This is a genomic window from Streptacidiphilus melanogenes (assembly GCF_000787835.1).
In the GTDB taxonomy this organism is placed as follows: domain Bacteria; phylum Actinomycetota; class Actinomycetes; order Streptomycetales; family Streptomycetaceae; genus Streptacidiphilus; species Streptacidiphilus melanogenes.
This window is the reverse complement of record NZ_BBPP01000006.1, coordinates 117944-140450: the sequence shown is the minus strand read 5'-3', so window position 1 is coordinate 140450 and position 22507 is coordinate 117944. Positions and strand designations below refer to the sequence as shown.

At 72.4% G+C, this 22507-nt stretch carries 19 protein-coding genes, 1 tRNA gene and 1 pseudogene; 7 read left to right on the top strand and 14 right to left on the bottom strand.

Annotation, left to right across the window (positions count from 1 at the left end; genetic code table 11):
* Together TR49_RS43665 and TR49_RS09340 are read right to left on the bottom strand one after the other, a co-directional pair.
* On the bottom strand, positions 1–442 hold a 442-nt coding region (locus TR49_RS43665), incomplete at its 3' end, for a glycine-rich domain-containing protein (RefSeq protein ID WP_500808181.1).
* Between the two features lie 254 nt (positions 443–696).
* A complete protein-coding gene (locus TR49_RS09340) occupies positions 697–1512 on the bottom strand; it encodes a phosphatase PAP2 family protein (protein WP_084724722.1) in 816 nt (271 codons plus the stop codon).
* Positions 1513–1662: 150 nt separating this feature from the next.
* On the opposite strand from TR49_RS09340, the gene TR49_RS42570 reads away from it, so the two are divergent.
* Both TR49_RS42570 and TR49_RS09330 read left to right on the top strand, forming a co-directional pair.
* Entirely contained in the window at positions 1663–2373 is a 711-nt protein-coding gene (locus TR49_RS42570; RefSeq protein WP_052434137.1) for a TetR/AcrR family transcriptional regulator, read from the top strand.
* 145 nt (positions 2374–2518) lie between these two features.
* On the top strand, positions 2519–3157 hold the full coding sequence (locus TR49_RS09330; protein WP_042379333.1) for a histidine phosphatase family protein: 639 nt from the start codon (positions 2519–2521) through the stop codon (positions 3155–3157).
* 81 nt (positions 3158–3238) lie between these two features.
* Here TR49_RS09330 and TR49_RS09325 read toward each other — a convergent pair whose 3' ends face one another.
* A complete protein-coding gene (locus TR49_RS09325; RefSeq protein ID WP_042379331.1) occupies positions 3239–3697 on the bottom strand; it encodes a heme-degrading domain-containing protein in 459 nt (152 codons plus the stop codon).
* A complete protein-coding gene (locus tag TR49_RS09320) occupies positions 3694–4821 on the bottom strand; it encodes a Gfo/Idh/MocA family oxidoreductase (protein ID WP_084724720.1) in 1128 nt (375 codons plus the stop codon). The genes TR49_RS09325 and TR49_RS09320 overlap by 4 nt, the downstream gene beginning before the upstream one ends.
* Positions 4822–4877: 56 nt before the next feature.
* On the opposite strand from TR49_RS09320, the gene TR49_RS09315 reads away from it, so the two are divergent.
* A complete protein-coding gene (locus TR49_RS09315) occupies positions 4878–6047 on the top strand; it encodes an ROK family transcriptional regulator (protein WP_236653283.1) in 1170 nt (389 codons plus the stop codon).
* Between the two features lie 513 nt (positions 6048–6560).
* On the opposite strand, the gene TR49_RS09310 is transcribed toward TR49_RS09315, so the two are convergent.
* Positions 6561–7958: an NsdA family TPR-like regulatory protein gene (locus TR49_RS09310; RefSeq protein ID WP_042379329.1), complete on the bottom strand. Its 1398-nt coding sequence runs from the start codon at positions 7956–7958 to the stop codon at positions 6561–6563.
* Positions 7959–8377: 419 nt separating this feature from the next.
* Between TR49_RS09310 and TR49_RS09305 the strand changes: the two genes are divergently transcribed.
* On the top strand, positions 8378–8680 hold the full coding sequence (locus TR49_RS09305) for a hypothetical protein (RefSeq protein WP_042379564.1): 303 nt from the start codon (positions 8378–8380) through the stop codon (positions 8678–8680).
* 163 nt (positions 8681–8843) lie between these two features.
* Complete coding sequence (locus TR49_RS09300) at positions 8844–9755, top strand: spermidine synthase (protein ID WP_169789975.1); 912 nt, start codon at positions 8844–8846, stop codon at positions 9753–9755.
* A gap of 82 nt (positions 9756–9837) precedes the next feature.
* Here the strand turns inward: TR49_RS09300 and TR49_RS09295 are convergent, their stop codons facing one another.
* The 7 genes and pseudogenes from TR49_RS09295 to TR49_RS09270 all read right to left on the bottom strand — a co-directional run bounded on the left by TR49_RS09295 (position 9838) and on the right by TR49_RS09270 (position 18200).
* A complete protein-coding gene (locus TR49_RS09295) occupies positions 9838–11559 on the bottom strand; it encodes an ABC transporter substrate-binding protein (RefSeq protein WP_042379326.1) in 1722 nt (573 codons plus the stop codon).
* 222 nt (positions 11560–11781) lie between these two features.
* Positions 11782–12912 (bottom strand): ABC transporter ATP-binding protein, encoded by a 1131-nt coding sequence (locus tag TR49_RS09290; protein ID WP_084724716.1) that lies wholly within the window; start codon positions 12910–12912, stop codon positions 11782–11784.
* Between the two features lie 254 nt (positions 12913–13166).
* A pseudogene (locus TR49_RS09285) lies at positions 13167–14273 on the bottom strand (ABC transporter ATP-binding protein); the annotation flags it as partial.
* Positions 14270–15250: an ABC transporter permease gene (locus TR49_RS09280; RefSeq protein ID WP_042379325.1), complete on the bottom strand. Its 981-nt coding sequence runs from the start codon at positions 15248–15250 to the stop codon at positions 14270–14272. The gene TR49_RS09280 and the pseudogene TR49_RS09285, both read right to left, overlap by 4 nt.
* Positions 15251–15253: 3 nt before the next feature.
* Positions 15254–16240, bottom strand: a complete 987-nt coding sequence (locus TR49_RS09275) for an ABC transporter permease (protein WP_042379322.1) — start codon at positions 16238–16240, stop codon at positions 15254–15256.
* A 327-nt stretch (positions 16241–16567) separates the two neighbouring features.
* Positions 16568–16738 (bottom strand): hypothetical protein, encoded by a 171-nt coding sequence (locus tag TR49_RS43660; RefSeq protein ID WP_160311560.1) that lies wholly within the window; start codon positions 16736–16738, stop codon positions 16568–16570.
* 37 nt (positions 16739–16775) lie between these two features.
* Positions 16776–18200 (bottom strand): GH1 family beta-glucosidase, encoded by a 1425-nt coding sequence (locus tag TR49_RS09270; protein WP_042379552.1) that lies wholly within the window; start codon positions 18198–18200, stop codon positions 16776–16778.
* A gap of 488 nt (positions 18201–18688) precedes the next feature.
* Here TR49_RS09270 and TR49_RS09265 point away from each other — a divergent pair, with 488 nt between their 5' ends.
* Positions 18689–19723 (top strand): LacI family DNA-binding transcriptional regulator, encoded by a 1035-nt coding sequence (locus TR49_RS09265; RefSeq protein ID WP_042379319.1) that lies wholly within the window; start codon positions 18689–18691, stop codon positions 19721–19723.
* 171 nt (positions 19724–19894) lie between these two features.
* On the top strand, positions 19895–20860 hold the full coding sequence (locus TR49_RS09260) for a slipin family protein (protein WP_439654090.1): 966 nt from the start codon (positions 19895–19897) through the stop codon (positions 20858–20860).
* A 99-nt stretch (positions 20861–20959) separates the two neighbouring features.
* Here TR49_RS09260 and TR49_RS09255 read toward each other — a convergent pair.
* Both TR49_RS09255 and orn read right to left on the bottom strand, forming a co-directional pair.
* Positions 20960–21035, bottom strand: a tRNA-His gene (locus TR49_RS09255).
* Between the two features lie 136 nt (positions 21036–21171).
* Positions 21172–21774, bottom strand: coding sequence for an oligoribonuclease (gene orn / locus TR49_RS09250; RefSeq protein ID WP_042379316.1), 603 nt, complete (start codon positions 21772–21774; stop codon positions 21172–21174).
* Between the last annotated feature and the right edge of the window lie 733 nt (positions 21775–22507).

The following is a 22507-nucleotide window of genomic DNA, read 5'->3' as shown; positions in this document are numbered from 1 at the left end:
GGCGGGAGTCGGTGGTGGTCAGGGGGGTGGTGTTCGGCAGGGTGCGGACGTCGGATGCTCCGCCACCGCCGCCGCCGAAGTGGGTGCTGCCGCCGCCGTTGAAGCCGCCGACGCACTGGGCGGAAGGGCCGCACGAGCTGCCGGTGGCGGCGCCGCCGACTTCGACGTAGAGGATCTGCCCGCCGGACAGCCCGGTGAGCGTGCCGGACACCTGGGCGCCCCGACCGCCGCCCACGCCGTTGCTCTCCACACCGCCGCCGCCGCCGATCGCCGTGACGTCGACCTGCGTGACGCCGCTGGGCACGGTGAACGTCTGCTCGGCGCCGGTGGAGGCGAAGGTGCAGGTGGTGGTGGGGCCGGACACCGTGCAGGTGCCCTGCGCGTGGGCGGTCCCGGACAGCGTCAGCGGCGCGACGGCGGCGCAGAGCACGCCGGCCGCCACGGCCAGCACCTGGCTCCGACGCCCGGTCGAACCCGGGCGATGCTCGCGCGCTGAGCCTGGTCGGCCGACGGCATCCGACAGTGAGAACGTCACGATCAACTCCAGAAGACGGAAGAGGGTCTCTCGGCGAGGAATCGCCCTCTGTCACTGTCGGTCACGCGACCGGAGCCGCACCCTCTGACCCGTCTGAGACACCGCCGGTTCACACCGCCGGCCCCTGGCGGGGCCTTCGCCCGGGTCGGTCCCGGAAATCGTTACGGGCGGGGCCGCGCCAGGCGGCGGTCCCACAGGCGGAGCACCGGCCCGGTGAGCGCGCGGCCGACGGCGATCACGCCCGCGCCGGCCAGGACGTCCAGCAGGTAGTGGTTGGCCGTGCCCATCACCACCAGCGCGATGACCACGGGGTAGAGCGCGCCCAGCGTGCGCACCGTTCGGTCGCGGGCGCAGGTCAGCAGCATCAGGCCGCACCACAGGGCCCACCCGACGTGCAGGCTGGGCATCGCGGCGAACTCGTTCGTCATCGACGCCAGGCCTTTCGGCGTGCTCGCGTCCCCGCCCCACCAGCCGATCGCGGAGTGCTGGGCCATGGTGTCCGTGAAGCCGAAGCCGGCGGGCAGCAGGCGCGGCGGCGCGGCCGGGAAGAGCACGAAGCCGACCAGGGCCAGGACGGTCGACAGCCCGAGCCAGGTCCTGGCCCGACGGTAGACCTCGCGGTGGTGGCGCCAGAGCCAGACCAGGACCGCGGGCGTGACCAGGTAGTGCAGGGAGGCGTACGCGAAGTCCGCCGGTATGCCGAGCCAGCGGTGGTCGGTGAAGTCCGCGTTCAGCCAGTGCTCCGGATCCAGGTGCAGCCACCGCTCGACGTCGAGCAGGTGCGATGCGTCCCGCTGGGCCTGCTGCACCCCGCCGCGCACCAGCAGCCGACTGCCGTCGTAGGCGAAGTACACCACCGCCACCAGGAGCAGTTCCCGCAGCCATCCGGCCCGGCCCCAGGCCCGGGGCGCCCCCGGCGCGGCTTGGCCCGTCGTTTCCGCGGGGGCGGGGCCGGCGGTGGTGACAGATGGGGACATGGCGTGCTCCGCGCGGGTCTGGACTGTCCGAAGGGCGAACAGGAACGTACAAGCTACCGTACGCTGTACGTTAGTCCCGTTGACACCCGCCCCGTCCTAGCCCAGGGAGCATGCAAGGTGGCGCTTACCAGGCCTGTGTACGCTCCTGATGTGCCCTCCGAGCATTCGACCGCCACCGCCGCGCCGCCCAGGCCGGCCCGTCGGTCGCGCGCGCCCCGGGGATCGCTGAACCCCGACCTGATCCTCGATCACGCGCTGCGCCTTCTGGACGAGAAGGGTCTGGACGCCTTCTCGATGCGCGCCCTCGCCGAGGACCTCGGGGTGGGAACGATGGCGCTCTACACCTACTTCCGCGGCAAGGACGAACTGTTCCGCGCCGCGCGGGACCGCGTTCTCGCCGCCTACACCCCGCCGAGCACGGAGGGCCGCTGGGATCAGCGCCTCCGCGCGGCCTGCATCGCCGTGCACGATCTCTTCACCGGCCGCCCGGCCGTCCTGCGCCTCCTCGCGGAGTCCACGGCGAACGACGACTTCCTCGACGCCGCGACCTCCGCGATGGACCGCATGCTCGCCCTGCTGCAGGAGGGGGGCCTGGGCCGCGAGGACGCGGCACGGGCCTACGGCACGCTCTCGCGCTTCACCATCGGCTCCGCCCTGCGCGAGGTCCGCGTGTGCGCCAGGCCGGAGGCCCTCGAGATGTTCCGCTCCCGCATCGCGGCCCTGCCCCGGGACCGTTTCCCCGCTCTGGCCGACCTCGCCCCCGAACTGCTGCTCAGCACGGAGAACGGCCGCGAGCAGTACGAGTACGGCCTCGACCTCATCCTCTGCGGCATCCGCGACCTCGCCTCCCGCTCCGCCTGAGCGCGCGGTCTCGCGATGCGGCCCGGTGCGCGTCGCGGCGGACGGTCCGGGATCATGGGAGTACTCGTTTTTCCCCTTCCGGGGTGTACCGGGTGCGCGCAGCGCGGCGCGCGGCCGGTCCCCGGTGATGCCCGAGGAGGCACGCATGCCCGCGCGGATCATTCTGGTTCGGCACGGTGAGACCGACTGGTCCGCCACCGGTCGGCACACCGGTCGCACCGACGTGTCGCTGACCGATGAGGGGCGCGACATGGCGCGCCGCCTGGGCGCGCGCCTCGCCGCCGCGCCGTGGAACGGGCTCGCGGACGCGGAGATCGTCAGCAGCCCCCTCTCCCGGGCCCGGGAGACCGCCGAACTGGCCGGCTTCGGCGCGCGGCTGCACACCGACGAGCGGCTGCAGGAATGGGACTACGGCGGCTACGAGGGCCTGACCGGCCCGGACATCCGGGCCGAGCGGGAGCCGGGCTGGCTGATCTGGCGCGACGGCGTCCCGGGCGGGGAGAAGCTCACCGAGGTCGGGGCACGCGTCGACGCGTTCCTCGCCGACGTGGACGCGCGTGCCGGCGTTCCCGACCCGGACACGACGGTGATGCACGCGGCCGATCGCGACGTCGTCGTCTTCGCCCACGGCCACCTGCTGCGGATCATGACCGCCCGCTGGCTCGGCCTGCCGCCCGACGGCGGCCAGCAGTTCAAGCTCGGCCCGGCCACGTTGTCCGTGCTGACCTGGGAGTACGCGGAGCGCGCCATCGAGCGCTGGAACGACGCCGCGCACCTCGCCTGATTTCCACCGGCCCTCCCCGCCCCTCCCCGGCGGAGCCGCGGGGAGGCCGCCATCCCTCCAGGCCGTCGGCCCTCCAAGCCGTCAGCCCTCCAAGAAGTGCTCCAGCGCCTCGACCACCAGCTTGTGGTCGTCCACCTGGGGAAGCCCGGAGACGGCGACCGTGCCGACAAGCCCGACGTCGGCGATCACGATCGGGAACGCCCCGCCGTGCGCCGCGTACCGGTCGGGGTCGAGTCGCGACTTCTCCTCAAAGCTGCTGCCCTGCTCCCGGAACCGCTGGCCGACGAGGTAGGAGCTGGCCCCGTACCGTCGCACCACGCGGATCTTGCGCTCGATCCAGGCGTCGTTGTCCGCGCAGGTGCCGGGCGAGGCGAAGTGGAAGAGCTGCTGCTCCCCGCGGCGGATGTCGACGGTGACCGGCAGCGCCCGCTCGCGCGCGAGATCCACCAACAGGCAGCCGAGCCGCCAGGCGTCGTCGTTGGTGAACCGGGTGAACTGCAGGCGGCGCTCCTGCTCGACGAGTTCGGCGGTCGTGGTCACAGCTGCACCGTCCGTCCCTCGGCGGCGGACCGCCGCGCGGCTTCGAGCACCTTCAACGCGGCCACGGCGTCACGCGGTTCCACCGGTGTCGGCGCCTGTCCCCGCAGCGCGGCCGCGATCCCGGCGTAGTAACGCTCGTACGCGCCGTGCAGGGTCGGGTGGGCGACGTAGTCGTCCACGGCGCCGAGCTGCCCGAACATCGCTGCGGGCGTCACGCCCCAGCCCTCGTCGGCGGGGGTCCGGCCTGCCCGCAGCGCGTCCTCCTGGCCGTCGAGCCCCCAGCTGGTGTAAGCGGCCTCGCTCCCCAGCACCCGGAAGCGCGGGCCGAGTTCACCCGCCGTCGCGCTCATCCACAGGTGGGAGCGGGTGCCGTCGGCATGGGTGAGCGCGACGAACGAGTCGTCGTCGGCCGCCGCGCCCTCGCGGCGCACGTCGAGCTCGGCGTATACGCTCGCGGCCGGGCCGAAGAGGGTGAGCGCCTGGTCGACCAGGTGGCTGCCCAGATCGTAGAGGAGCCCGCCGGCCTCGGCCGGGTCGCCCAGCTCCCGCCAACCGCCTTTGAGATTGGGCCGCCAGCGCTCGAAGCGGGACTCGAAGCGGTGCACCCGTCCGAGCCGTCCGGAACGGACCAGCTCGCTGACGGTCAGGAAGTCCCCGTCCCAGCGGCGGTTCTGGAAGACGCTCAACAGCAGTCCCAGCGACTCCGCCAGCTCCGCGAGCTCCGTGCCCTCCGCCGCGGTCGCCGCCAGCGGCTTGTCGACCACGACCGGGACACCCGCGCGCAGTGCGGCCGTGGCCAGCGGGATGTGAGTGCGGTTCGGCGAGGCGACCACGATCAGATCCAGCCCGAGCGGCCAGAGTTCGTCGGCCGAGGAGAGCAGCCGCGCCTGCGGATGCCGGGCTGCGGCCTGCTCCCGACGCTCCGGGTCCGCCGTGACGACGGCGTCCAGGCGCAGCCCCGGCGTGGTCGTGATCAGGGGCGCGTGGAAGACCGCGCCTGCGATGCCGTAGCCGATCAGGCCCACGCGCAGCGGCTCTGCGCCGTCCGGCGCGGTTGGCGCGGCCTGTGCGCTTGGGGCGGTTGGGTCGGCGGCTGGAGTGGAGTTCGGGGTGCTGTTCGCCATGGGACCAGTTAAACAACAGCGTGGATTAAGTGGCAAGCATCCCGCATAATCGACTCGTGTCCTCCCCGTCTTCCACTCCGCCGGACCGGGCAACCCTCCCCGCCGCCATCCCCTCCGGCGCGAACCTGGCCGCGCTGCGGGACCACAACGCGGCAACTGTGCTGACCCTGGTCCGAGCGGCCACGGCCACCGCCGCGGTCACGGCCACCGCCGCAGACCGAGCGACGCAGGCGACCGGGGGCACCAGTGGGCGTGCCGGGGTCAGCCGCGTCGAGCTCGCCCGTCAGTCCGGTCTCACCGCCCAGGCGATCAGCAAGATCGTGCAGCGGCTCCTCGACGACGGCCTGCTCGCCGAGGCCGGGCGCGGCGCGTCGACCGGCGGCAAGCCACGCACCCTGCTCACCCTCGTGCCCGACGCGCGCTGGGCCGTGGGCGTGCAGCTCGGCCGTGACGCGCTGACCGTGCTCCGCGCCGACCTGACCGGACGCGTCGTCGCCGATCGCCAGGTCGCCATCGACCTGGCGGCCTGGGGGCCCGGCCGAGTGCTGGATCTGCTGGCCGAGCAGGTGTCCTGGCTGCTCGGTGCGGTGCCGCCCGAACGGGTGCTCGGCGTGGGCATCGCCTCACCGGGCCCGCTCGACCAGCGCGCAGGGGTGCTGCACCAGGTCACCGGTGCGCCGTCCTGGGACGGCCTGGCGCTCCGTGACGAGGTGGCCGGACGGCTCGGCCTCCCCACGCTGATCGAGAAGGACAGCACGGCAGGCGTCCTCAGCGGGCTCGGCTCTCCCGACCGCGCCTTCGTCCACCTGGACCGGGGCCTCGGCGCCGGCCTCGTCCTCGGCGGCGCGGTGCAGCGCGGCGCCCGAACCAACGCGGGCGAGTTCGGCCACCAGACCATCGACCCCGACGGCCCGCGCTGCCGCTGCGGCAACAGCGGCTGCGTCGAGGCCCTGTGGGCTGCGGCCCGGAGCCCGCGCGAGGCGGCGGGCGTGCTCGGCGAGGCCATCGCCAACCTGGTCCGCCTCCTCGACCTCGACGAGATCGTCCTGGGCGGCCGCGAGGTGCTGGCCGCGCCGGATCTCTACCTCGCGGAGGTCCGTAGAGTCCTCGCCGCCCGTCTCCCGGACCCGACCTGGCAACCCGTCACGGTCTCCGTGGCTCCTTCCGGCCCCAACGCCGTCGCCCTCGGCGCGGCGGGCCTGGTCCTGGCCCGCCTCTTCGGCTAGGAGCCTCGGCCCGACGCAGCGCGTGCCCGCGGCAGCCCGCCGCCTCTGGTGTCAACCGGCTCCGGGCGGGCGCGACAGGCATTGCTTCCGGAACCGCCGCAGGCTGTCGGCCGCCGCGGCCCGTCCCACCTCTTCTGCCCGACGGTGGTTGCGCCGGCGGCGGAGCCGGGGGCCTTGGTGTCCTGCAGCGCAGCGCCCCTCGCACGGGAGGCCCTTGGGGGCCGCCTTTCTCCTCGCGCGGCCTTCTCCCCGCGCAGCGACTCGCGCGCCCGCCAGGCCCCTGGGGGCCGCCTTTCTCCTCGCGCGGCCTTCTCCCCGCGCAGCCTTCCGCCCGCGCAGCGACTCGCGCGCCCGCCAGGTCCTTGGGGGCCGCCCTTCTCCCCGCGCGGCGACTCGCGCCGTCGGGCTCTGGCCTGCCGCGCGTGCCCGGTCCACAGCTCGACCGGGCCGATGCGCGGCCCGCGAGGGAGCCCCACCCCGCAGGCCGCGCAGCTCTTGTGTGGTGAACGAGCGTCAGCTCGCAAGTGCCATACGGTACCGCTCCAGGAAGTCGGAGACCTCCGGAACCTTCTGGTGCTGCCGCATCCGCTCCGCTGTCGCGGAGACCATGCCGCGGATGCGGGTGGAGCGGACCTGGGCGAGCAGGGCGACGGCCGACATGCCCGTGACGGCCGCGTCGACGACCGCACCGCGGCCCAGCTGGTCGTGGGCCAGCTCCGCCGTGTAGAGCGTGCGGTTGCGGACGAAGTGCGCCGGCTGGAGCGCTATGGCCCGCTCGGCCCACTCCGCCGCCGACTCGAACTCGCCCAGCGCGGCCCAGCACTGGGCCGTCAGACCGGCCAGCTCCGCCTCGTTGAAGAAGGACATCCAGTCGGGATCCGCCTCCGAGGCGCCCTGCTCGAACGACGTCCGGGCCTCGCCCAGTGCCTTGAGGCAGGAACCGCGGTCCCGCAGCAGCGCCCAGCCGCCGGCCTCGCGCAACGCCAGCAGCGACTGCAGACGCGCCGAACCGAGGCCCGAGGCGGCGCTCCGCGCGGCCTGCGCCGCACGGACGGCCTCGCGTGGGCGTCCGGCGTCGCGGGCGAGGAAGGCGGTGTTGCAGAAGGCGTGCGCCTCCAGCGCGGCGTCGCTCGCCATCCGGGCCGTCGCCAGCGCCTCGGCGTACAGGGAGCGGGCCTCGGCCAGCCGCCCCGAGTCGTGGGCGAGCCAACCGACGGAGATGGCAAGCTCTCCGGCGCCGGCCTGCAGCCGCTGCTCCACCCGGGCCGTGTACGTCCCGCAGTTGAGCAGCTGGTAGGCGGTGCGCAGGGTGTGGCCGGCGCGATCGAACAGGGTGTCCGCGCCGTGCACGTCGTCCAGCAGCCGGATCTGGCGGACCGCCGACTCGACCTCTCGGACCTCGCGCAGGCCTACCCGGGCGTTCGGCGCCCCGGGCGTCCCGGGATCCGGGACCGCCCCGGATCCCGGGACACCCGCGGGCGGTCGCTCCGCCCAGCCCCGCGAGCCAGGGGAGTCCTGTGCCTGTGCGGGGGTGTCCCAGCTCAGTGCCGTGACCACGGCCAGCGGGCCGCCGGCCAGGAACGTGCGTCGCTGCACGTCGTCGTTCTCCTCGTCGCGTGGTGCCGGGAGCACGGCCGCACGCCGTGACTCCCCTCGCGGCGTGAAGCCCAGATCGGCCAGGGTCGTGCCGGGGAACATGTGGCGGAAGACGCGCTCATAGGCGTAGTTGGGGCGCCGGATCTCCCCCGACTCGATCCGGCCGACGTAACGGGCGTCGCAGGAGACGTGCTCACCGATCTCGCGTGCCGCGCGTCGGACCGACGCGGCGAACTCGCGCGGGGAGAGGCCTCCGCGACGTTCGCGCATCCGCAGGTTGGGAGAGGTGGGCGAAGGGAGAGAGACGTGAGCCATGCGGCACCCCCTGGTACGGAATTGCATCAGCGACACTACTCTGAGCGAGAATTCGAACACGCTGGGTTTTCCGACATTTCCGGACCAGTCGGGCCTGATCGCAGCCGTTTGCCACGAAATGCCACGCCTCGCGGGTTTGGGACGCCGTGGCCCGCGTCGCGTCCGCGCGTTATTAAAGGGCAGAGGGCGCAAGCAACCGGCACGCGAGCGAGGAGGCGGTCGTGCAGGTCAGGACGGACAGCGAGCCAGGATGTGGTGACTCAGCCCGGGGTGGCTCAGTCAGAGGGGACTCGGTTCGAGTGGACTCTGTCCGCGTGGATGCGGGGCGGGTCCAGGGGGCGCGCAGCCAGGCCCCGCACGCGGACACGGGGTGGCGCGGTGGGCTCAGGCGGACGGCCGCGCGTCCGGGGTGCGAGGTGGTGACCGTCCCGGAGCGGCAGGGGCTGGAGACGGTCGACATCCTGCGCCTGCGCGGCGGCTGCGGCGCCGTGTTGCTGGAGGACGCGGAGTCGACGCTGTCCTTTCTCGTCCCCTTCGGCACGGCCGCGAAGTGGCAGCTGCCGGGCAGCTCCTGCCGGGCCGTGCCCGCTCCGGGCGCGGGGTCGCAGTGGCTGCTGCCGCCGGCGGTGGGCGGGCCAGGCCCGGTGCTCACCGATCCCGCCGAGCTGCGTGCGGCCCTCGGCGAGGCGGCCCGCACCCTCGCGGCCAGCGACAAGCTCTGATCCGAGTCTTTGATCCGAGGCTCACTGCCTCAGGCCCGCTCCGCCGGACTCGCTCCGCGACCGGAATCGCTCCGCGGTCGGACTCGTTCCGCCAGGAGGGCGGCCGCCAGGGCAGCGGTTCCTCACGGGCAGGTGTCCTTTGTGGATCACGGATACTGGACCGATGGCGAGAAAGCGGAAGGCCCAGGTCAGCGAACCCACGGCGGCGGGTGCGCCCGTGGCCGGACGCGGTGGCGGTGTCGGCAGCGCGATCAGCGAGCCGGTGGCCTTCGGAACCGCCGAGCTCGTGCCCGACCGGGACCGGCCGCAAGCCTGGACGGTGCTGCTGGACGGCGCGCCGCAGTCGCACGTCGACCTCGGCGATCCGAGTCGGCTGATCTTCGAGTACCAGCGTCGCCTCGGTCGTGTGGCCGATCTGGCAGCGGCTCCCGGCCGCCCCCTGAACGCGCTCCATCTCGGCGGCGGAGGGCTGACCCTGCCCCGCTACATCGCCGCGACCCGTCCGCGCTCCCGGCAGCAGGTCGCGGAGATCGACACCATGCTGACCGAACTCGTCCGCCGCGAGCTGCCGCTGGAGCGCACGTGGCAGATCCGCGTGCGCGGCGGCGACGCCCGCGAGGTACTCACCCGCACCCCGGAGGGGTGGGCGGACCTGGTGATCGCCGATGTCTTCAGCGGCGCCCGGGTGCCGGCCCACTGTGCCACCGTCGAGTTCGCCGAGGCAGCCGCCCGTGCCCTGGCGCCAGGCGGCAGGTATGCGGCCAACATCGCCGACGGCGGGCGGCTTCCCTTCGCCCGCCGGCAGGTGGCCACGCTGCGGGCGGTCTTCCCGGAGGTCGCCGTGGTCGCGGATCCCGCGGTGCTGCGCGGCAAGCGCTTCGGCAACCTCATCCTGCTGGCCGCCGCCGCGCCGCTGCCGTTGCCTGAGCTCGGCCGGGCGATGGCGGGCGACCCGGTGCTGGGACGCATCGTGCAGGGCGCCGACCTGGAGGATTTCCAGGCCGGCGCCCTGCCGGCGCGCGACGCCGAGGCGGAGGCCTCCCCGGAGCCCCCGTCGGCGGTCTTCCGGTCCTGACGGTGGTCCCGCCGTCGGCGGTCAGGCCGACGCCAGGAGGCAGCCCTCGTCGGCCTGACGTACGGTCACCTGGCGTTCTGCCTCACTTGACCGGAGTGAGGTGCAGGATCATGTACTCGTACGCCTGATCCTGGGGCGACGGGTTGACGTACGGGTTGTCCTTCGTCGGCCAGCCGGTGAAGTTGGCGGTGCTGAACTCGTACCAGGCAGCGCCGTACAGCACCGGGACCGCCGGGACGTCCGTCGAGAACTGCTGCTGCAGGGCGTTGAGCGCCGACTGCTGGTCGGCCGCGGTGGTCGCGTTCTGGAACTGCTTGACCGCCGCGTCCGCCGCGCTGGTCTGGTAGCGGCTGAAGTCACCCGCGGACGGCTGGCCGACGGGCGAGGTCAGCGTCGAGTCCAGGATGAACTGCAGGCGCTGGAAGGCTGTCGTGCCCTGGCCCCAGTGCAGGGCCACGTCGTACTTGCCGGTGGTGATGGCCGTGTTCCAGCCGTTGTAGTCCATGTCGCCGTTGATCTTCACGTCGAAGCCGAGGCCGTTGAGCGTCTGCTGCATGGCCTTGGCGTCGCACCAGTAGTCCGTGAAGGAGTTCGGGTCGATGATCGTGAAGGAGATCGTCTTGCCGCCCTTGGTCCACTTGCCGCCGGTCTTGGTGTAGCCGTCGGCGCTGAGCAGGGACTGGACCGCCGACGGGTCCGAGGCCGGCTTGAGGTCGTTGGCGGTGGCCGGGTTGAGCGAGCTCTGGTCGAGCGGCAGGGTCAGGCCACCGGACGAGGAGGCCGGCAGCTCGTAGTTGGTCTCGCACTGGCTGGCCATGGAGGCGCGGTCGATGCCCGCGCTGACGGCCTTGCGCACCGCCACGTCGGCCAGCGCCGGCGCGGTCGGGCTCTTGGTGTTGAGCAGCAGCGCGACCGTGTTGCCGGCCGGGAAGTACGGCGCCTCGGTCTGGAACAGGTGGTTGTGCTGGGAGTCCTTGGCGACGAACGAGGTGAGCACGTTGTTGATGTCGTTGCCCGCGAGGTCCAGCTGCCCCTGGGCGAGCGCGGTGGTGGCCGCGTCGTTGCTCGCGTAGTTGGCCACCGCGACCTCGGGCACCTTGGGCTTGCCGCCCCAGTACGCCGGGTTGGCCTTGTAGCTGACCTTCTGCGCCGTGAAGGCGTCGACCAGGTAGGGCCCGGTGCCTATCGCCTGGGAGGACTTGATCACCGCGGTGGCCGGGGAGGAGATGGACGACCACTGCGCCTTGGGCACGATCAGCTGGTTGCCGATGGCCTGGGCGCTGGCCATCTCGGGTGTGGCGAAGCTGAGCACCACGGTGTTGGTGTCGGGCGTGGCGATCGAGGCGGCCTTCGGCACGCCCTGGGTGTTGGCTGCGGCGTTGTCCGTCACCATCTGGTAGGTGAAGGCGACGTCCGCGGAGGTGAGCGGAGAGCCGTTGGACCACTTGACGGCGGCGTGCAGGTGGATCGTGGCGGTCTTGCCGTCGGCCGACCAGTCGATCTTGTCGGCCAGCCACGGAGTGGGCGCCTGGCTCGGGTTGAGCGTGTCGTACTGCAGCAGCGGCTCGTAGATCAGCGAGTCGGTGTTCTGGGTCCGGCCCAGGGAGTTGCCGTCGAAGGGGTTGAAGTCCTCGGTGAAGGAGGTGGCGCCGGTGTTGTCCTCCAGATAGAGGGTCTCAGCGGCGACGTTGCCCCCGCCGCCCGAGCCGCCGGCCTTGGGGGAGGAGGAGCTCGAGCAGGCCGTCAGGCCCAGTCCCAGGGCCGCGAGGACGGCCATGCTCTTGATGGTGGTGCTGCGTCTCATTGTCGTACGCTCCTTGGGTCCGACCGGCGGGCGCCGGCCAGTGGTGAGCGACCATGTCCAGGTCCGTGAAGGGTGGTTCGGTGCTGGAGCCGTGATCCGGACGGCGGGCGCCGGGCGGTCACGGTGAGTCGAAGCGGACATCGCCTCGGGCGAGTTGGCGCTCGCCCGGGGTTCCGCGTCACCCCCGCCGGGGCGGGGGCCGCGGGCCACCGGCCGGCCGGCTCACGCTGGGCCCGCCGACGTCTCGGAGGAGGCTGCCTGCGACGAGACCTCTTCGCCCGCCTCGCTGTGGGGCTCCGCCGCCCGGCGCTCCGGATCCAGCAGCCAGCAGGCGGCGACGTGCTGGGCGGAGGAAGCGTCGCCGACCGGAAGCGTCGGCGGCGCCTGCTCCGAACAGACGGGCATCGCGAAGGGGCAGCGCGGGTGGAAACGGCAGCCGCTGGGCGGGGAGACCAGGCTGGGCGGCGCGCCCCGCCCGCGCAGTACGGGGGCCTCGACCCGTTCGGGGTCGGGCGCGGCACTGAGCAGGAGCTGGGTGTAGGGATGGGCGGGTGCGTCGGTGATCCGCACCGCGTCGCCGGACTCGACGATCTGCCCCGCGTACATCACCACGATGGAGTCGGCGAGGTACCGGGCCGAGGCGATGTCGTGGGTGACGTAGAGGATCGCCAACTGCTCGCGCTCACGCAGCTCGTCGAGCAGGTTGAGGACGCCGAGCCGGATCGACACGTCCAGCATCGAGACCGGCTCGTCGGCCAGCAGCACGTCCGGTTCGACCGCCAGGCCGCGCGCGATGGCGACGCGCTGGCGCTGGCCGCCGGAGAGCTCGTGCGGGTACTTGTCGACGTAGTTCTCCGCAGGAGTGAGCGAGACCCGCTCCAGCAGCGCGAGCACCCGCGCATCCAGCTCCTCCCGGTCCAGACGACGCCCCGCGTGCAGCTTGAGCGGGCGTTCCAGGTGGTAGCGCACGGTGTGCACGGCGTTGAGCGAGGAGAACGGGTCCTGGAGGACCAGATGCACGCGGCTGGTGTAGGCCCTGCGGGACCGGGCGTCGCCGCGCACCGGCTCGCCGTCCAGCAGCAGCTCGCCGGTGGTCGGGGTGATCAGCTGGGTCAGCAGGCGGGCCAGGGTCGACTTGCCCGAGCCGCTCTCACCGACCACCGCGGTGACGGTGCCGCGCGGCAGCGCGAGCGAGACGTCCTCGACGGCGTGCACGGTTCCCGCGCCCCGGCCGAGGCCGCCGTGGACCTTGAAGTGCTTGGTCAGGCTGCGGGCCTCCAGCGCCGGCGTCCCGGGCCGGTCCGGCCCGTGGACGACGCGCTCGGTGCGGGCCCCGGCGGCGGTGTCGGTCATGAGGAGCTCCCGAGTGGAGGGGTGACTGCGCTTGCGCCGGACGATGCGCCGGAGGGCTCGCCCGAGGCCGCACCCGATGCCACGTCGACCGGTGCAAAGTCGACCGGTGCAACGTCGACCGGCCGAACGCCGGCCGGCGTGGGTGCGGGCAGGGGCACCGTCGCGATGTCGGCCGCGCTCTGAGCGGTCGCCGAGCTCGGCACGGACGTCTCCGTGCCCGGTGTCGTGGGCAGCGGCGGGAAGGGCAGGGCCAGCGCAGCGGGCGCGGGATGCCGCCCGTCCTGCAGCCAGCAGGCGCTCGACCGGTCGCTGGGCGGTCCACCGGCCTTTCCGCCCCGACCGTCGAGCAGCTCCATGGCCGGGGTGACCAGCGGGGGCTGCTCCTCGGCACAGCGATCCGTCGCGAACGCGCAGCGCGGGTGGAAGGCACAGCCGCTCGGCATGGAGCGCAGGCTCGGCGGGGAGCCCGGGATGCCCTCCATCCGCACCCGCTCACCGTGCAGGCTGGGGAAGGAGTTCTTGAGGCCGAGGCTGTACGGGTGGCGCGGGGCGCGGAACAGCTCCGCCGCGCTGGCCCGTTCCACGATGCGCCCGGCATACATGACCGCGATCGAGTCGGCCAGCTCCAGCAGCAGCGACAGGTCGTGGGTGATGAAGACGACCGCGAAGCCGAGACGCTCGCGCAGCTGCATCAGCTCCTCGAGGATCTCGCGCTGCGTCACCACGTCCAGAGCGGTGGTCGGTTCGTCCATGATGACCACCTGCGGCTCCAGGGCGAGCGTCATTGCGATCATCACGCGCTGCCGCATGCCGCCGGAGAGCTCGTGCGGGTAGCTGCGCAACCGGTCGGCGCTGATGCCGACCATGCGCAGCAGCTCCACCGCGCGTTCGCGCCGCTGGGCCGCCGTCATCGACCGGCGGTGCGCCTTGAGCACGTCGGTCAGCTGGGCGTCGATGCGGGCCACCGGGTTGAGCGCGTGCATCGCGCTCTGGAACACCACCGCCAGCTCCGACCAGCGGATCCGGCGCAGCGTCGCCGCGTTGGCGGCCAGCAGGTCGACGGTTTCGGCGGGGCCGGCGTCCGCGCCCTGCGGCCGGGAGTGGAACAGCACCTCGCCGCCGGTGATCACGCCGGGCGCACGGAGCAGCCGGGTCAGCGCGTAGGCCAGCGTCGACTTGCCCGACCCGCTCTCGCCGGCGAGCCCGAGCACCTCGCCCCGGTGCAGGGTGAGATCGGCTCCGCTGACGGCACGGACGGCGTCCGGACCGTGACCGTAGTCCACGTCGAGGCCACGGACCTCCAGGACGGCCTCGCGCTCCCGGACGGCCACCCGATGGCTCAGGATCTGGCTCTGCGTCATGGGCGTATTCCTTCCTCGGCGCGGACGACCGGGGTGAGGCCGAGCTGGAAGCGCGGTCCGCGCCGGCCGCCCAGACCCCGACGGGTGCTGCGCATCCGCGGGTTGACGATCTCGTCGATGCCGAAGTTGAGCAGTGCCAGGGCGATGCCGACGAAGGCGACGCACAGGGCCGGCGGCCCGTACCACCACCAGGTACCACTGGTGGTCGCGCTGAACTGCTGAGCGGTGTTGAGCATGGTGCCCCAGGAGGCGTTGGTCGGATTGATCAGGCCCAGCCAGGAGAGCGAGGCGTAGGCGCCGATCCCGTAGATCACGGTGAAGATGAAGGACGAGGCGAGGATCGGCAGCAGGTTGGGGAGGATCTCGAAAAGGATGATCCGCACCCGGCCCTCGCCGACGACCCGAGCCGACTCGACGTAGTCCTGGTTGCGCAGGGCCAGCGTCTGCGCACGCAGCACCCGGGCGCCCCACGCCCAGGCGCTGAGCGCGATGACGGCGCCGATCAGCAGCGGGTTCCCGGTGTCGCCGTCCGGCATCATCTTCATGACGACCATGAGGATCAGCAGGCCGGGCAGAGCCAGGAAGATGTTGGTCAGGATCGACAGCACCTCGTCCGCCCTGCCGCCGAGGTAGCCCGCGCTCACGCCGACGAGTACGGAGAGCACGGTGGCGATGATCCCGGCGACGAAGGCGATCAGCAGCGTGTCCCTGCCGCCGGCCAGCAGTTGGGAGAACAGGTCGTGCTGCTGCACGTCGGTGCCGAGCCAGAACCGGCCCGAGGGCGGATGCGGGACGTTGTCCAGGCGGGAGGCCCGCCAGTCGGTGGAGTGCGGCGCGACCAACGGGCCGAACAGCGCGAGCAGCACGAAGAAGAGCAGGATCAGCGAGCCGACGGCCACCTTGGGTGAGCGCAGCAGGCGTGTGCGGCCGCCGCCGGAGCGCCGCGGCAGTCGTGGGGTTCGGTGTACGGGGGCCACGGCTCAGGCCACCTTCCTCGCGCGCGGGTCCAGCGCGACGTAGACGAGGTCGGCGAGCAGGTTGGCGCCGAGCACGGTGAAGGTGACGACGAGCAGGATGCCCTGCATCACCGGGTAGTCGGCGGCCTGAGCGGCGTTGAAGATCTCGCGGCCCACACCGGCGTAGTTGAAGACGATCTCGGTGACGATCGAACCGGTGACCACGAGGCTGATCGACAGCGCGAAGTTGGAGATGCTCGGCAGCAGCGCGTTGCGGGCCGCGACCGCCACGACCTTGTGCCGGGGCAGGCCCTTGGCGGCGGCGACCAGGACGTAGTCCTCGTCCATGGTCGTGATCATCATGTTGCGCATGCCGAGGATCCACCCGGCGATCGAGGCCAGCGCCACCGTGGCGGCGGGCAGCGCCCCGTGGTCGATCACGTTGGCGATGAACGGCCAGTTCCACCCCGGGGTGACCGTCGCGTAGCGGCCGGTGTCGTAGGCGCCGCCGGTCGGGAACATGCCCCCGTAGAAGCCGAAGCTGAGCATCAGCAGGGACGCCAGGATGAAGTAGGGGACAGCCTGGAAGAACGTGGCCGTCGGCAGCAGCACGTCCAGGAGGCCACTGCGCCGCCAGCCCGCCAGCACGCCGATCAGCGTTCCGACCAGGAAGGCGATCACCGTGGCAGAGCCCACCAGGCCGATCGTCCACGGCAGGTCGTTGGCCAGCACGGTCGAGACCGGCGCGGACAGCGAGGTCGAGACGCCCAGATCGCCCTGGAAGAGGTTGCCGAGGTAAGTGAGGTACTGCGCGGCCAGGCCCTGGTGTCCGCCGCCGTACTGGGCCTGGAGGGCCTGGAGCTGAGCGGGGGTCAGTGAGGCGGTGTTCATTTTGGCCAGGAAGTTCTGCAGGGCGCTGCCCGGCACCATCCGGGGGATGAAGAAGTTGAGCGTGACCGCGGCGTAGGCGGCGACGAGATAGAACCAGAGCCTTCGCAGGAGCGCTCGCATGCCGGCCTCCGCTCAGCCGAGGCGACGCCAGATCGGCGTCACGGGGTTCTGGGTGGGCGGGACGTCTGAGGGTGAGCCCTCAGCGGGTATCTGACATGAGGTGATCATGGGTGGACCTCGGAGGCTTGCGTGCTGATCCCCTGGACGGGCTGCGCACGGTGGTCGGTTGGGTGGTGGGCGTTGCCGTGAGGTGATGTTCTGTCGACGCAACCGGTGCTTTCGGCTGACTGACCGTCGAGAACTGAATGGTGCGTACACGTTGATGGGTAGCGGTCGGCCGAAGGGGCTCCGCGCAGCGGGCCTCGGGCGGTGGCGCCTGGGGGCGCCTCAGTGGCCCCCGGGCAGTCCTCGGTGCTTGTAGCAGGCGATCGCTGTCAGCAGCAGCCCCAGAAGGACCGGCAGCAGCCAGGCCATGGTGCCGACGTGCTCGACCGGGACCGGAACCGCCCCCTGGGCGGGCGCCGGCGTGGGCGCTGGGGCGAACAGAGTGGCGAACACGTGCACGCCCGGTCCAACGATCGTGAGCTACACAGCGTTACTCTCCGGGCGTCGGTATCGCCCCCTTGCGCGCGGCCTCGCTGTACCAGTACGCGCTTGACTTGGGCGTGCGCCGCTGGGTGGGGAAGTCGACGTAGATCATGCCGAATCGCTTGGAGTAGCCGTAGGCCCACTCGAAGTTGTCCATCAGCGACCACTGGAAGTAACCGCGGACGTCGATGCCGGCCGAGATCGCCCGGTGCACCGCGGTGAGGTGGTCCTGCAGGTACGCGATCCGCTCCGGATCCCGCACCTCGCCCTCCGGGTTCGGGTAGTCGTCACAGGCCATGCCGTTCTCGGTGATCAGGAGCGGCAGGTCGGGCCGCTCCCGGTGCACCCGGGAGAGCAGGTCGAACAGCCCGGTGGCGTCGATCGGCCAGCCCATGCTGCTGGCCGGGCCTGCCGGCTGGTGGAAGGCGACCGACTCGGAGCCCGGCCAGGGCGAGCCACTGCCCGTGCCGTGCACCGCGCTGGTGCTCGGTCCGTCGGCCGAAACCCAGGCCGGGGTGTAGTAGTTGATCCCGAGAGCGTCGAGCGGTGCATGGGCGGCCACGGTGTCGCCGGGCTGGATCAACCGGTCCCAGTCGACCAGATGGGCCGTGTCGGCGAGCAGGTCGTCGTCGTACCGGCCGTGCAGCATCGGACCCATGAAGACCCGGTTGCCCACGGCGTCGATGCGGCGTGCCGCCTCGGCGTCCGCTGCGGAGTCGGTGAGCGGGCGCACCTGGTGCAGGTTGAGGCTGACGGACAGCTGGGCGTTCGGCACGGCGGCGCGGATCGCGGCGGCGGCCCGTCCGTGACCGAGGTTCAGGTGGTGCGCCGCGCGCAGGGCGTCGGCCGGATCGGTCCGACCGGGAGCGTGGACACCGGACCCGTAGCCGAGGAAGGCGGAGCACCACGGCTCGTTCAGCGTCGTCCAGTGGCTCACCCGGTCGCCCAGAGCCTCGGCGGCCAGGGACGCGTAGGCGCCGAAGCGCTCGGCCGTGTCCCGGGCGGGCCAGCCGCCGGCATCCTCCAACTCCTGTGGCAGGTCCCAGTGGTAGAGCGTCGCGACCGGGGTGAGCCCCGCCTCGAGCAGGGCGTCCACCAGGCGGCGGTAGAAGTCGAGCCCGCGTTCGACCCCGGGCCCGTGACCGGTCGGCTGGACGCGGGGCCAGGCGATCGAGAACCGGTAGGCGCTGAGCCCGAGGTCGCGCATCATGGCAACGTCCTCGTGGAAGCGGTGGTAGTGGTCCACCGCCACCGCTCCGGTGTCACCGTGGTGCACCTTGCCCGGCGTGGCGCTGAAGGTGTCCCAGACGGAGGGCGTGCGACCGTCCTCGGCGGCGGCGCCCTCGATCTGGTACGCCGAGGTGGCCGCGCCCCAGAGGAAGTCGGGTGGGAAGTGGAGCAGGCCGTCGTCGGCCCGTGAGGAACGCGTCATGGCCGAGCGGCCGGGCGGGCGGAGTGACGGCGTGGTGCCGACGGAGGTCATCGCAGCAGTCTCCCGAGATTTCCGAGACGGATGGCGGTGAGGCGGGAGGAGGTGGGTGCGCTCCCGCCGGGCCCGTTTGGACGGCGGCCGATGGGAGCGCTCCCAGTTCCTGATGCCGGAAGCCTGAGCCCTGCGGCGCATGGCTGTCAAGGACTCCCGTCGGGCTTTCCCTCGAAAGTTGGGAGCGCTCCCATTCGAAGAGGGATCACGCTAGGGTGAGGCCACGGCGCTGCGGCCGCCCGTCTACGGTGGGCCCGGCGCGACTCCCGTGTCGGCTGCCCGGCGGCCGCTGGCACGATGGACCGACGCCGACAGGGCGGACCCGGGCGCTGGCGGACACGGACAGACTCGGGCGTGCCGAGCGCGTCAGGTCGCGAACAGCGCGTCGTCGGATCGCGAACAGGCCGTGCCGTCACGAGGGGAACGAAGGGAACGCCATGAGCAGCAGGTCCGCCGGTCGCGGCGAGGGACGGCCCACGCTGGAGGCCGTCGCCGCGCTGGCCGGGGTCGGCCGCGGCACGGTGTCGCGCGTGGTCAACGGCGCCGCCGGGGTGAGCCCCCGGGCGCGCACGGCCGTCGAGCAGGCCATCGCCGAGCTCGGTTATGTGCCGAACCGAGCCGCCCGCTCCCTGGCCACCAGCCGGGCCGACGCCGTCGCACTGATCATCCCGGAGACCGAGACCCGGCTCGCCTCGGAGCCGTTCTTCGCCTCGATCATCCGCGGGGTGGCCAGCGAGCTCTCGGAGACCGAACTGCAGCTGCTGCTGATACTGGTCAGCACCGAGCGCGAGCGCCGTCGACTGGCCGGCTTCCTCGACGGGCGGCGGGTCGACGGGGTGCTGATGGTCTCCGTCCACGCCGACGACCCCGTGGCGGAGCTGGTGGAGAGCACCGGCCTGCCCACGGTGCTGGGCGGTCGCCGCTCCGAGCTGGAGCCCCTCAGCTACGTCAACTCGGACAACCTCGGCGGCGCCTGGTCGGCGGTGCGCCACCTGCTGGGCCTGGGGCGGCGGCGGGTGGCGACCATCACCGGCCCGCTGGACATGGAGGCGTCGTGCGTCCGTCTGGAGGGCTACCGGCGAGCGCTGGAGGAGACCGGGGTCGCGGTCGAGGCCGGGCTGATTGCCCACGGTGACTTCTCGGAGGAGTCGGGCGAGCGGGCCATGGCCGAGCTTCTCGTGCGCGAGCCGGCCGTCGACGCGGTCTTCTGTGCCTCCGACCTGATGGCGGCGGGCGCGATGCGCGCGCTGCGCCAGGCCGGCCGCAGGATACCGACGGACGTCGCGGTGGTCGGCTTCGACGACTCACCCCTCGCGCGCCACACGGAGCCGCCGATGACCACGGTGCGCCAGCCGAGCGAGGAGATGGGCCGCGCCATGGCCAGGCTGCTGCTGGAGGAGATCGCCGCTCCCGGTCGAAGCCATCGGCAGATCATCCTTTCCACGGACCTGGTCGTCCGCGAGTCGGCGTAGAGACCCCGCGCTCGGCGGGTCGGGGGCGCCCGTGCCACGCGGTCCGGCCTGAAGCCGAACGGCTGATCATCGGGCACGCACGACCGTTCCTCCCGGCCGGACCCGCGAGTAGCGTGGAGGGTGGCGGGGTGGCTGCCGTGTCTCCTGTGCGGACGAGATCGGGTGATGGCGATGCTGGCTGTGGATGTCGTCCTGGGGGTGCTCGGCGCGGGCGCCCTCTGGCTGGCGACGGGGGTGCGCGTCGTCCAGCAGTTCGAGCGTGGTGTCGTGTTCCGCTTCGGCAAGGTCCGCAGCGGTATCAAGGAGCCCGGCCTCACCCTGCTGCTGCCCGTCGCGGACCGGCTGCGGAAGGTGAACGTCCAGATCATCACCATGCCGGTGCCCGCCCAGGAGGGCATCACCCGTGACAACGTCACGGTCCGCGTCGACGCCGTCGTCTACTTCCGGGTCGAGGACCCGATCCTTGCGACGGTCCAGGTGCAGAACTACACCTTCGCGATGTCGCAGGTGGCGCAGACCTCACTCCGCTCGATCATCGGCAAGAGCGAGCTGGACGACCTGCTCACCAACCGTGAGCCGCTCAACCAGGGCCTGGAGCTCATGCTCGACAGCCCGGCGGTCGGCTGGGGCATCCACATCGACCGCGTCGAGATCAAGGACGTCGCCCTGCCGGAGTCGATGAAGCGGTCCATGTCCCGGCAGGCCGAGGCGGAGCGTGAGCGCCGTGCCCGCATCATCACCGCCGACGGTGAGTTCCAGGCCTCGCGGAAGCTCTCCGAGGCCGCGACGATCATGTCCGACACTCCGGCAGCGCTTCAGCTGCGTCTGCTGCAGACGGTCGTCGAGGTGGCCGCCGAGAAGAACTCGACGCTGGTGCTTCCGTTCCCGGTCGAGCTGCTCCGCTTCCTGGACGGGATGACACCCAAGCCCGGGAGCAACGGCGGGGTTCCGAGCGCTGGTGCCACGGAGGCTCCGGCCGCCGTCGCGCAGCCCGAGGAGGTGCCGAGTGTGCCTCCGGTGGCAAGCGTGCCGGAGCTCGAGGCGCAGGCGGACGCGGAGCTGGAGGCCGGGGGCCTGCTGTTCCCGGAGTCGGAGGCGGAGGCGGAGGAAGGCCCCGAGGAGCGCCCGGGGGCCTGAGCCGGAAGCCCGGTTCGCTCCTCTGAGCCGGGCTCAAAGACCGGAAGCCGAAAACGACTTCGGGCCCGACCGCTGAACGGTCGGGCCCGAAGCCTTCGATGGGGTGAGCGACGGGGCTCGAACCCGCGACACCTGCGACCACAACGCAGTGCTCTACCAGCTGAGCTACGCCCACCATCTGTCTGCTGCGCTCTCGCGCGCTGACGGAGATAACTCTACAGGATCCGGCGGGATGCTCACGACCACGTTTCCGGTGGCCGCAGCGGGTCCGGCGCACCCCCGGTCAGGGGGGTGTCACCGGCGTGTCCTGCTCAGGCCGGAGGCTGCTCGAAGCGTGCTGCGATCGCCCGCGCCGCCTCGGTGTCCGGGCCCGGCTGTGGCACGAACACGGCCTCCCGGTAGTACTTCAACTCGGCGATGCTCTCCCGGATGTCCGCCAGTGCGCGGTGGTTGCCCTGCTTCTTGGGGCTGTTGTAGTAGGCGCGCGGGTACCAGCGGCGGGCCAGCTCCTTGATCGACGACACGTCGACGATCCGGTAGTGGAGGTGCCCCTCCAGTGCCGGCATGTCACGCGACAGGAAGCCGCGGTCCGTCGCGACGGAGTTCCCGCACAGCGGCGCCTTGCCTGCCTCCGGCGCATGGGTCCGGACGTACGCCAGGACCTGCGCCTCCGCTTCGGCGAGGGTGACGCCCTCGGCCAACTCGTTCAGCAGCCCCGAGGCGGTGTGCATCTCTCGCACCACGTCCGGCATCTGCGCGAGCGCCGCGTCCGGCGGGCGGACCACGATGTCGACGCCCTCGCCCAGAACGTTCAGCTCGGAGTCGGTCACCAGGGCGGCGACCTCCACCAGGGCATCTCGTTCGAGATCGAGTCCCGTCATCTCGCAGTCGATCCACACCATGCGGTCGTTCATCCGGCTCACCGTCCCGGGGCTTGTGCGCGTCCTGCTTTCGACGTCAACCGCGAGCTCCGCGACGAACCCGAGCGGGCGATCGGCTGACCCGTCATGGTCGATCATCGCGCTTCGCCCGTGCAAGTCGACACGTCGACCAGGTTCCCCCACGGGCCGGTCCACGGCCTGGCGGCAGACGTTTTCCGCCACCGGTGGTAATCCGGGGACCTGCTGCGTGTCTGCGCGGAGAGCACCGGTCGCAGGGGCGGAGCGGCCGTCGGCGAGCCCGGGCAGTCCCTCCGGGCCCAGTCCGCCGCGCGGAGCCTGGGCCCTGGCTCGGGCGTCGGAAGGGAGCGCGGCGGCGGACACGCGGATGTCTCCGGAGGCGATCCATGGCGGGGTCGCCGACCGCGCATGCCGGGCGACCCCGCCCGCGGTCGGCAGCGAGCAGGAGCGATCGCCGAGCGCAGGCGCCGCCCCAGCGCCGGCCGACCACCCGCGGACGGAGCGGCGGCGTCGGAGACTCGCGCCGCAGCGGGCCGCGTGGCGGCCCTGCGGCCCGGGTGCGTGCCGCAAGGCCGCGGCCCGGAGCCCGGCCGTCGCCCGCGTACCGATGCGTGCCGAGCTCCGGACCCCTCCCGCGGCTACCTGCGTTCCGCGCCCCGGCGGCGGAGTGCGGCGGTGGCGCTGTCGGGGTGGCTGAGGGCCTGAGCGGGCCCCGGGCGGCCGTCCTCCGTAGGGGAGGGGGGGTCGG

Coding starts and splice junctions, on each gene's coding strand:
- TR49_RS09340 (WP_084724722.1), bottom strand. CDS start 1,512: ATGTCCCCATCTGTCACCACCGCCGGCCCCGCCCCCGCGGAAACGACG.
- TR49_RS09330 (WP_042379333.1), top strand. CDS start 2,519: ATGCCCGCGCGGATCATTCTGGTTCGGCACGGTGAGACCGACTGGTCC.
- TR49_RS09320 (WP_084724720.1), bottom strand. CDS start 4,821: ATGGCGAACAGCACCCCGAACTCCACTCCAGCCGCCGACCCAACCGCC.
- TR49_RS09310 (WP_042379329.1), bottom strand. CDS start 7,958: ATGGCTCACGTCTCTCTCCCTTCGCCCACCTCTCCCAACCTGCGGATG.
- TR49_RS09300 (WP_169789975.1), top strand. CDS start 8,844: ATGGCGAGAAAGCGGAAGGCCCAGGTCAGCGAACCCACGGCGGCGGGT.
- TR49_RS09295 (WP_042379326.1), bottom strand. CDS start 11,559: ATGAGACGCAGCACCACCATCAAGAGCATGGCCGTCCTCGCGGCCCTG.
- TR49_RS09290 (WP_084724716.1), bottom strand. CDS start 12,912: ATGACCGACACCGCCGCCGGGGCCCGCACCGAGCGCGTCGTCCACGGG.
- TR49_RS09275 (WP_042379322.1), bottom strand. CDS start 16,240: ATGCGAGCGCTCCTGCGAAGGCTCTGGTTCTATCTCGTCGCCGCCTAC.
- TR49_RS09270 (WP_042379552.1), bottom strand. CDS start 18,200: ATGACGCGTTCCTCACGGGCCGACGACGGCCTGCTCCACTTCCCACCC.
- TR49_RS09265 (WP_042379319.1), top strand. CDS start 18,689: ATGAGCAGCAGGTCCGCCGGTCGCGGCGAGGGACGGCCCACGCTGGAG.
- TR49_RS09260 (WP_439654090.1), top strand. CDS start 19,895: ATGCTGGCTGTGGATGTCGTCCTGGGGGTGCTCGGCGCGGGCGCCCTC.
- orn (WP_042379316.1), bottom strand. CDS start 21,774: ATGAACGACCGCATGGTGTGGATCGACTGCGAGATGACGGGACTCGAT.